Below are 7,568 nucleotides of genomic sequence, written 5' to 3' on the forward strand. Positions count from 1 at the left end.
ATTGGTCGCGTTACGACTCTCGGTGAAAAAAGGCTGTATACTAGCGAAGAATTCCTTTCCGTCATCCTGTTATGGCCAATACTGTCGAAGTGATGAAGCTGTCTGGGGTCTTTGGTGCCCCCCAAGCTCAGGAATTTCGCCAAACCATTAGTGAGCTGGTTCAAGGGGGAACTCAGGCCCTGCTGCTGGATTGTGCTGATGTTACCTTCATTGATAGTTCTGGCTTGGGTGCTCTTGTTGTTGCTCTGAAAACGGTACGCGCAGGTGGGGGACAGCTTTACCTATGTAATATTCCCAAGCAGATGATGATGCTCTTTGAACTCACGAGTATGGATAAGGTCTTTCACATCCTCAAAAATGAGGAAGAATTCTTTTCATTGAATCTACCTTCCCAAGGGGCAAGTCACTAGCTTCCCCTCCTTCAATTGGCAATCCAGTTATCTGGCGACCAGTTGTGACCCCACAGCACTCGCCAATCCTTCGAGCATGGTTACTGTTGTCGCAAAGTCCACGCAGGGATCGGTAATACTTTGGCCATAGACCAACTGCGAGAGATCCTTGGGAATCGGTTGATTGCCCGCCTTGAGATGGCTCTCGATCATCACACCCGCCAAGTAGCGGGAACCTTGCTGTACCTGCTGGGCAAGATTCTCACACACTAGCACTTGGCGTTGGGCATCTTTGGCAGCGTTGGCATGGCTACAATCCACCATCAACCGAGGGGTGAGCCCCTTACGCTCTAGGAGGGCAGCCGCCATTTCAATGTGGGCGGCAGAATAGTTGGGGCCATCTTTGCCACCGCGCAGCACAAGGTGAGTATCGGGATTCCCAGTGGTGGCAACAATACTGGCACGGCCTTCAGCATTAATTCCCAGAAAGTGGTGCGACTGCTGTGCCGCGATCATGGCATTAATTGCCGAATCTAAGTGACCATCGGTGCCATTTTTGAAGCCTACGGGCATCGAGAGACCTGACGCCATTTGACGGTGGGTTTGGCTTTCCGTCGTACGAGCGCCAATGGCGGTCCAACTGACAACGTCAGCAATGTACTGGGGAATGATCGGATCGAGCAATTCTGTAGCGGCGGGCATCCCCAAGTTGGCCAAATCCAGCAGTAGCTTCCGTGCGAGGCGTAGCCCAGTGTTGATGTCATAGCTGCCATCGAGGTGCGGATCGTTAATCAGCCCTTTCCAGCCTACAGAGGTCCGTGGTTTTTCAAAATAAACCCGCATGACGATCTCAAGACTATCCCGCAGGCGATCGCGCACCCGCGCCAACTTTTCTCCATATTCCAAGGCCGCCTTGACATCGTGAATTGAACAAGGGCCCACAATAACCAACAGTCGGCGATCGCGCCCCTTAAAAATGTCACGAATGCGATCGCGGGTTGTGGCCACAAGGGTGGCTTGGGATTCGGTCAGCGGTAAATCCGCCAGCAGGGTAGCAGGCGTCAACAAGGGTCGCGTCTCAACAACGTGAAGATCAAACGTTTGCGGCATGGATCAGCAATCAGCACTTTTTTCATCATAACTCTCTAGCTGCGATCCGCGCGCCACAGTAGGGCGATCGCCACCCCCAAGCCAATGCCGTGGGGCAACCACGCCGCCGCAAGGGGGGAAAGTGTGCCAATCGTCCCCAGTGCACCGAGAAAAAACGTGAGCACGTACTGACCAAACACCACCGCCACACTAATGCCAAATCCCTGCCGCCCCCGCCGTTGGGAGGGACTGAGGCCAAACCCCACCCCTAAAAGGGCAAAGACCACGGCCAAAAAGGGCTGAGCATGGGACTGAGCCAAGTGAACCTTTAGGGCACGCACCAGTTCTGGCTCTTGATCGGGATCGAGACGTTGCAGCGCACGGCGTGCTTGAGTGATCGAGAGTTCATCCACATCTGTAGGCCGCAGTTGTCGAGATTGGGCAGGCCGAGGCAAGCGGATCTCCTGTTGGTCAAATTGCAAGAGATTGCGGCTGACCCCCGTGTGGCTAATCAAATAGGCTACCCCCTGAGAGAGTAACCAGCGACTCTCACGCACATTCCACTCAGCGGATTCAGCGCTAATCACCTGAGTCAGCTGCGGTTGCGAAAAGTCCAAAACCGTGATTCCCTGAATGCGGCTGCCATCAAAGCGATGCCCATAATACAGTCGCCGCACATCTCCGTGGCGATCGTACTCAGGGTAGAAAATATCGGTGCCTGAGCCGAGGGTGCGCTCCTGTTGCAGCAACTCCCGCATGAGTTTTTGCGATTCATACTTGGCGATCGGTACCGCTATTTCATTGAGCGCGAGGGTCAACCCACTCACAAACAACGCAAAAACCACCACAGGAACGAGTATACGGCGCAGACAAATCCCCACACTACGCAGCGCAATCCACTCCCCCTCCTCCGAGAGCCGACTCATCGCCCCCACAACCGCGAGCAGCACGGCCATGGGAAAGACCAAGACCAAGACCGTAGGCAGTTGATAGCCAATCAATTGCAGCAAAATCGTCAGGGGCAATTGAGCATCGGCAATTTGTCGCACCAGATCAAAAATCGTGCCGACGGTCAGCGCCAAGGTGGTAAAGATTGTAACGCCAAAAACAAACCCCGGCAGCAGTAGCGAGAGAAGATACTGATCTAACGTGGGGAGGGTCGGCAGCCAGATCCGCCGCAGTGCTCTGATCATGCCTAGAAACGAAAATCCTCACCGAGGTAGTATTGCCGCACTTTGGCATCCTGTGCCAATTCCCAGCTATTCCCTGCGGCTAAAATCTGCCCTTCCCGTAAAATGTAGGCGCGGTCAATAATTTCCAGCGTTTCCCGCACATTGTGATCGGTAATGAGAATGCCCATTTGGCGATCGCGCAGCTTGGCAATCATGTCCTGTAGGTCATGCACGGCAATGGGATCCACGCCCGCAAAGGGTTCATCGAGAAGTAAAAAACTGGGTCCTTGGGTCCCTGCTGCCAAGGCACGGGCTAATTCGGTGCGCCGCCGTTCGCCCCCTGAGATTCGCCGACCGAGGGTGTGGGCAATGTGGGTCAAGCGAAATTCCATCAGGAGTTGATCCAAGCGATCGCGCCACTGCCGCCGCGGCACGCCCGTTTCCTCCAAAACCAAGAGAATATTTTCAGCAACCGTCAACTGGCGAAAGATACTGGGTTCTTGGGGCAGATAGCCAATGCCCCGCCGCGCCCGCTGATGCAGGGGCGCATGGGTAATATCCTCATCGTCCAGCCATACTCGCCCTTGATCCGGTCGTTCAATCCCCGTGGCCATGTAAAAGGTTGTCGTTTTCCCTGCACCATTGGGCCCCAGCAGACCCACCACTTCTCCCCGTGCCACCGAGAGACTGACGTGATCCACCACCCAACGACTGCCATACCGTTTACATACCCCCTCTAGGCGAAGCGTGGTCGGTAGCGCAAACCGCCCCTTAGGGCTGCACAGGTGTAAGAATTTGTTGGTTAGGGTCATCGGGGATCATTAAAATAGATTCGACTTGGCGGCTGGGGGCGGGCAGAGCCACAAATTTTGCTTCCCTAATAAGATACGTGATGGTGTCAGCTCGGAGACTGTTCCCCTGTTGTAAAACATACACATTCCCACTGAGGACAATCCGCCCCTCACGGCTAAAGTATTGTGCCTGTGCTGCTGTGGCCTGAATTTGGCGGGCGGGATAACGGAGTTGCACATTGCCCCGTGCTGTGATTACCCCCGTGACGGCATTCGCTTGCTGCACATCAGCCAAGATGGTGAGGGCTTGGGAAGGCGTTTCTTGGGAGTCTGCCGGCTGCCAGAAAAGGGGAGTGATTGCTAACCCTACCCCCAGTGTACCCAGCGCCAAAAGGCGGGATGGCCATCGGGAACAAGATTGCAACATTTCCTTCAATTCTCCGCCACAATGTCTTTATCCTAGTGGATAAGGGAAAATTTCCGCATCATGCCCGTTTACTTCTACTGGGGGGAGGATCAATTTCGGTTAGAACAGGCCGTGAAAGACCTACGGCAACAAGTGGTCGATCCCCTGTGGGAAAGTTTTAACTTCGAAAAATTGGCTGGGGAGGATGCCGAGGCGGTTCAAGCCGCGTTAGCCCAGGTGATGACGCCGCCCTTGGGAGGGGGCGATCGCTTGGTGTGGCTGGTGAATACGACGCTGGGTCAACGCTGTAGTGCGGAACTCCTCGCAGATTTAGAACTCACCCTGCCGCAAATTCCCCCGAACTGTCATTTACTCCTCACCAGTACCCAAAAACCCGACAGCCGCAGTAAAGCCGTCAAGCTGCTGCAACAGCATGGCACCATTCAGGAATTTAGTCCGATCGCCGCTTGGAAAACCCCTGAGATTGAACAGCAGATCCGTGAGGCCGCTCAACGCTATCAAGTTCGCCTGCCCCCAGAAGGAATACAACTTCTTGCCGAAGCCGTGGGTAACGACAGCCGCCAACTCCACAATGAATTAGAAAAATTGGCCTTGTTTGCGGGCGATCGCCCCCTTACCGCTGAAGACATCACAACCCTTGTTCATGCCACCCAACAAAGTAGCCTCACCCTTGCCAGTACCCTGCTGCGGGGAGACACAGCCACTGCCCTGAGCCAACTGGAGGACTTGCTCCTACAAAATGAACCCCCCTTGCGCCTTGTGGCCACTCTGACAAAACAATTTCGCACGTGGTTGTGGGTCAAGTTGCTCAGCCATGAGCGCGACAATCAACGCATTGCCAAGCTAGCCGAAGTGGGAAATCCGAAACGGGTCTATTTCCTGCAAAAAGAAGTGAACGCTGTTGCTTTGCCGGCCCTTCAAGCCTGTTTGCAGATTCTCTTAGCCACGGAATATCAACTAAAGCTAGGGGCTGAGCCAGTGGCGACCCTACGCCAAGGGATGATTCAGCTTTCCTTGGCCTGCTCACGGCGTTCTTGGGGCGATCGCTCTGGCGGCGGTGACAATTGACTCGGGGGCAGCCGCGAGGGTTTGCGACTGGGACGATGCCATGTTTGCCATGCGGCTTTTACCCCGGCAAAGACACTACGGGTGGTCACTTTCGCCTCTTGAACTTGGCGTTTTGCCGCTGCAATCCCTTGATCCACCTGCTTGACCACATTACCCGCACTTTCTACTCCTTGGCTAATGTCATCAGTGAGATCGCTAATCTCTAGACCCGTCAAGCGAATTGCTTCTAGCGTAGGCGGCAGTTCACGCCCCAAGGTATCAAAGAGCTTTTCGGCACTGCGAGCCGCCCGTGCCAATTCGATAAATGCCGGAATCGCAGCAACCAAAACGGCTGCCAAGCATACGGCCACTAATACCAGTGACACCGCCAACCAAAAAATTGGTTCTGTCACGTCGGTTCGTCCACTGAGTCCTGCGGGGGATGTGTCCCGATACTATCACGACTTCCCTAGGGGCAACAGCGACGGGAGTGACGCCCAAGGCAAACGCCCACTTAAGAACTGAGAAACGAGCGCTAACATTCAAGGCCAAAACCAAGCGTAGCTAGCAAGTTTGCTACAATTGCTGTGCAACCATTGGTTGCCGTTCCGTGCGAGAAATCATCAATGTCTTTTTGTTTAGGACTATATTGCCGTGGGCACTGAATCCCATTCCCATTCTTCCCCTTCCCTGCACTCCCATCCCCATTATCACAGTGAGGAATCGCTGCGGGCGATCGTCAATCGGCTCTCGCGCATTGAAGGGCACGTGCGTGGTATCAAAACGATGGTGCAGGATAGTCGGCCTTGCCCAGAGGTACTGATTCAAATTGCCGCAGTGCGGGGAGCGTTGGATCGGGTGGCACGGCTGATTCTCGATGAGCATTTGAATGAATGTGTCACTCGTGCCGCTCAAGAGGGACGCATTGATCAGGAACTTGCAGAACTTAAAGCTGCCCTTGATCATTTTTTGGGATAATGACTTGGGATAGTGTAAGCAATGCCAATGCCTGCTGTTGTTGTCATCAATTGGGTCCTGGGAATCATCCTCGCCATTTTTACTCTGATCTTTCTGGTGCGGATTGTCCTCACATGGTACCCCCAGATCACCCTCACCCAAGGGCCATTGAAGGTGATTTACTGGCTCTCAGAACCTCTGCTGGTACCAACCCGCCGCATTGTGCCGCCGCTCGGGGGAGTGGATATTAGTCCCATTATCTGGGTGGGTATTGTCACGCTCCTACGGGAATTGCTCGTGGGGCAGCAGGGACTGTTGTTCATCTTGTTTCCACCGGCCTAGTGGGGACAGCAGCGATCCTCAGCCCGAAGCCATTTCTCAAGTGGGCGGGGGGCAAGTCGCAATTGTTGAGCCAAATGGCTCCCTATTTACCCCATCAATGTCGCTGTTATGCTGAGCCGTTTTGTGGCAGTGCGGCACTCTACTGGTATCTCTTTAGCCAAGCCCAGCGAGGGCAGTTTCAGTTTCAGCAAGCGCGGCTGAGCGATCGCAACCCTGAGCTGATGAATTGCTACCAAATTGTGCGCGATCGCGTGGAGGACCTAATTCAAGAACTCAGGGAATATCGCCAACAGCACAGCGAAGCTTTTTACTACCACATTCGTAGCTTAGATCAGCAGCAACTTGATCCCCTCGCGCGAGCTGCTCGCTTAATCTATCTGAACAAAACCTGTTTTAACGGCCTCTATCGTGTTAATCGTGCCGGGCAGTTCAACGTTCCCATGGGGCGTTATCACAATCCCCAGATTTTTGATCCAGAGGCTCTGCGCCAAGCGAGCCTTGCTCTGCAAAACGTGACATTGAGTGTAGCGGATTTTCAAGAGGTCTTGACTTGGGCAACGGCGGGGGATTTTATCTACTTTGATCCACCTTACTATCCTCTTTCTAAAACAGCCAGCTTCACCAGTTACACCGATCAGCCCTTTGGTGAGGCAGAACAGATTGCTCTAGCCAACGTTGTCGGTGCGTTGGCTCAACGGGGATGCTACGTCATGCTCAGCAATGCTTGGGTTGAACCGATGCTGCAACTGTACCGATCTTGGCGCTGCATTGAACTCCAGGCCAGCCGTGTGATCAACTCCAATCGCCACAAACGCGGTAAGATTAGTGAGCTGCTGGTTGTCACCTATTGTTGTTAAATGTAGCAATTCTAACAAGACTCCTTCGGGCAAGTATTTACCCCGTGTCGTGATCATGACGGCGCCCCGTTCTCGAATCAACTCTTTGGCCGCCCGTTCCAAACGATAGCCAAAAAAGAGGGGAGGAATCTCCTCACTGGCCTCCACTTAAGCCACAAGGTTCAAAAATCGCTCCACTGTCGGACGAGCGGGTCACCTACACCGAAATATCCTTCTATCCATAGATGACCAAGCAATGCGCCATGCTTAACAAAGCCAGCCCCACCCGGAATATCTGAAACTCGCTTCGATTGTGTGTAGCCTTGCTCGTTTCGCCACAGTCCCCAAGCCTCATCTGCACGAAGTACGTTCAGGAAAAAGGGTGAATGCATCGTAGCAAGCAGTTGTGTGCGACTAGCTGCCTTGCGGCATTCCTCGGCCAAATCAGATAATAGATGATATTTCTTTGACTTCTCCCCTTCTTGAAAGAGAGGGGATTCCCAAAGGATGCTACGCAA

At 53.7% G+C, this 7,568-nt stretch carries 10 protein-coding genes and 1 pseudogene; 5 read left to right on the forward strand and 6 right to left on the reverse strand.

Annotation, left to right across the window (positions count from 1 at the left end; all coding sequences use genetic code 11):
- Positions 1 to 71: 71 nt before the first annotated feature.
- Positions 72 to 410 (forward strand): STAS domain-containing protein, encoded by a 339-nt coding sequence (locus IGQ15_RS11130; RefSeq protein ID WP_297051763.1) that lies wholly within the window; start codon positions 72 to 74, stop codon positions 408 to 410.
- 27 nt (positions 411 to 437) lie between these two features.
- Here IGQ15_RS11130 and IGQ15_RS11135 read toward each other — a convergent pair whose 3' ends face one another.
- From IGQ15_RS11135 to IGQ15_RS11150, 4 genes are read right to left on the reverse strand one after another with little or no spacing between them, the layout of a single operon-like run.
- Entirely contained in the window at positions 438 to 1,499 is a 1,062-nt protein-coding gene (locus tag IGQ15_RS11135) for a 3-deoxy-7-phosphoheptulonate synthase (RefSeq protein WP_297051765.1), read from the reverse strand.
- A 35-nt stretch (positions 1,500 to 1,534) separates the two neighbouring features.
- Positions 1,535 to 2,671 (reverse strand): LptF/LptG family permease, encoded by a 1,137-nt coding sequence (locus tag IGQ15_RS11140; RefSeq protein ID WP_297051768.1) that lies wholly within the window; start codon positions 2,669 to 2,671, stop codon positions 1,535 to 1,537.
- Between the two features lie 2 nt (positions 2,672 to 2,673).
- Entirely contained in the window at positions 2,674 to 3,462 is a 789-nt protein-coding gene (gene lptB / locus IGQ15_RS11145) for an LPS export ABC transporter ATP-binding protein (RefSeq protein WP_297051769.1), read from the reverse strand.
- Positions 3,422 to 3,868, reverse strand: a complete 447-nt coding sequence (locus IGQ15_RS11150; RefSeq protein WP_297051771.1) for an LptA/OstA family protein — start codon at positions 3,866 to 3,868, stop codon at positions 3,422 to 3,424. Before IGQ15_RS11150 ends, lptB begins: the two co-directional genes overlap by 41 nt.
- 60 nt (positions 3,869 to 3,928) lie before the next feature.
- Between IGQ15_RS11150 and holA the strand changes: the two genes are divergently transcribed.
- A complete protein-coding gene (gene holA, locus IGQ15_RS11155; RefSeq protein ID WP_297051773.1) occupies positions 3,929 to 4,936 on the forward strand; it encodes a DNA polymerase III subunit delta in 1,008 nt (335 codons plus the stop codon).
- On the opposite strand, the gene IGQ15_RS11160 is transcribed toward holA, so the two are convergent.
- Positions 4,873 to 5,328, reverse strand: a complete 456-nt coding sequence (locus tag IGQ15_RS11160; protein ID WP_297051775.1) for a hypothetical protein — start codon at positions 5,326 to 5,328, stop codon at positions 4,873 to 4,875. The genes holA and IGQ15_RS11160 overlap by 64 nt on opposite strands.
- Positions 5,329 to 5,569: 241 nt before the next feature.
- Between IGQ15_RS11160 and IGQ15_RS11165 the strand changes: the two genes are divergently transcribed.
- The 3 genes from IGQ15_RS11165 to IGQ15_RS11175 are packed head-to-tail and all read left to right on the forward strand — an operon-like array spanning position 5,570 to position 7,071.
- On the forward strand, positions 5,570 to 5,893 hold the full coding sequence (locus tag IGQ15_RS11165) for a metal-sensing transcriptional repressor (RefSeq protein ID WP_181495181.1): 324 nt from the start codon (positions 5,570 to 5,572) through the stop codon (positions 5,891 to 5,893).
- Between the two features lie 27 nt (positions 5,894 to 5,920).
- Positions 5,921 to 6,214, forward strand: a complete 294-nt coding sequence (locus IGQ15_RS11170) for a YggT family protein (RefSeq protein ID WP_363315855.1) — start codon at positions 5,921 to 5,923, stop codon at positions 6,212 to 6,214.
- On the forward strand, positions 6,214 to 7,071 hold the full coding sequence (locus tag IGQ15_RS11175) for a DNA adenine methylase (protein ID WP_297051779.1): 858 nt from the start codon (positions 6,214 to 6,216) through the stop codon (positions 7,069 to 7,071). Before IGQ15_RS11170 ends, IGQ15_RS11175 begins: the two co-directional genes overlap by 1 nt.
- Before the next feature lie 161 nt (positions 7,072 to 7,232).
- Here the strand turns inward: IGQ15_RS11175 and IGQ15_RS11180 are convergent.
- Positions 7,233 to 7,568 (reverse strand): annotated as a pseudogene (locus IGQ15_RS11180) (hypothetical protein); the annotation flags it as partial.

The sequence above is a fragment of the Thermosynechococcus sp. M98_K2018_005 genome (assembly GCF_015295825.1).
GTDB lineage: Bacteria > Cyanobacteriota > Cyanobacteriia > Thermosynechococcales > Thermosynechococcaceae > Thermosynechococcus.

What these genes read in the sequence shown, in the direction of transcription:
- holA (WP_297051773.1), top strand. Translation starts at nt 3,929, where the DNA reads ATGCCCGTTTACTTCTACTGGGGGGAGGATCAATTTCGGTTAGAACAG.
- IGQ15_RS11170 (WP_363315855.1), top strand. Translation starts at nt 5,921, where the DNA reads ATGCCTGCTGTTGTTGTCATCAATTGGGTCCTGGGAATCATCCTCGCC.
- IGQ15_RS11140 (WP_297051768.1), bottom strand. Translation starts at nt 2,671, where the DNA reads ATGATCAGAGCACTGCGGCGGATCTGGCTGCCGACCCTCCCCACGTTA.
- IGQ15_RS11135 (WP_297051765.1), bottom strand. Translation starts at nt 1,499, where the DNA reads ATGCCGCAAACGTTTGATCTTCACGTTGTTGAGACGCGACCCTTGTTG.
- lptB (WP_297051769.1), bottom strand. Translation starts at nt 3,462, where the DNA reads ATGACCCTAACCAACAAATTCTTACACCTGTGCAGCCCTAAGGGGCGG.
- IGQ15_RS11150 (WP_297051771.1), bottom strand. Translation starts at nt 3,868, where the DNA reads ATGTTGCAATCTTGTTCCCGATGGCCATCCCGCCTTTTGGCGCTGGGT.
- IGQ15_RS11130 (WP_297051763.1), top strand. Translation starts at nt 72, where the DNA reads ATGGCCAATACTGTCGAAGTGATGAAGCTGTCTGGGGTCTTTGGTGCC.